The following is a 620-nucleotide window of genomic DNA, read 5'->3' as shown; positions in this document are numbered from 1 at the left end:
GTCGGGCGCTCCTCTTCGACGGCCTTGACCGCGGACTCCTGGGCGTCCTGGTCGAAGGTGGTCACAATACGGAGGCCACCACTCCTGATCTCGGCCTCGTCGAGGCCCGCGTCCAGAAGTTCCGCCTCGACCTGCTGCATCAGATAACCGTTCGGTCCGGCATAGCGGTTCGTCCGCGCCTCCGGCAGGACCTCAGGAGGCTCTACCTGCTCGGCCGTCGCCGCTTCGAGGGTGCCCATCGCCACCATGCCGTCCAGCACGTACTGGAAGCGCTGCTCGAACCGTTCGGTGTTCCCCTCGATCGTCGGGTCGTACCGGTGGGGGGAATTCAGGATGGCCGCGAGCGCGGCGCCTTCCTCCAAGGTCATCTCGCTCACCGGCTTGTCGAAGTACGACTTCGACGCCGTCTGGACCCCGTAGAGATCCCGTCCGAACCAGATGGTGTTGAGGTAGGACGCGAGGATGTCCTCCTTCTCATGCTGCTGGTCGATCTTGATCGACACGAAAAGCTCGTTGATCTTCCGGTCCCAGGTCTGGTCCTGGGTCAGGTAGTAGTTCTTGACGTACTGCTGGGTGATGGTCGACCCACCACCCGAGATCTCGCCGCCCTCGCGGACGAA

The 620-nt window shown here is 63.5% G+C and carries 1 protein-coding gene; it reads right to left on the bottom strand.

Features of this window, described 5'->3' with window-relative positions:
• Positions 1–620, bottom strand: a 620-nt coding sequence (locus ELR45_RS34720) for a transglycosylase domain-containing protein (RefSeq protein WP_165367533.1), incomplete at both ends; no start/stop codon positions are given.

This window comes from Phytoactinopolyspora endophytica (assembly GCF_004138495.1).
Classification (GTDB): Bacteria; Actinomycetota; Actinomycetes; order Jiangellales; family Jiangellaceae; genus Phytoactinopolyspora; species Phytoactinopolyspora endophytica.
This window is presented reverse-complemented; position numbering and strand designations above follow the sequence as displayed.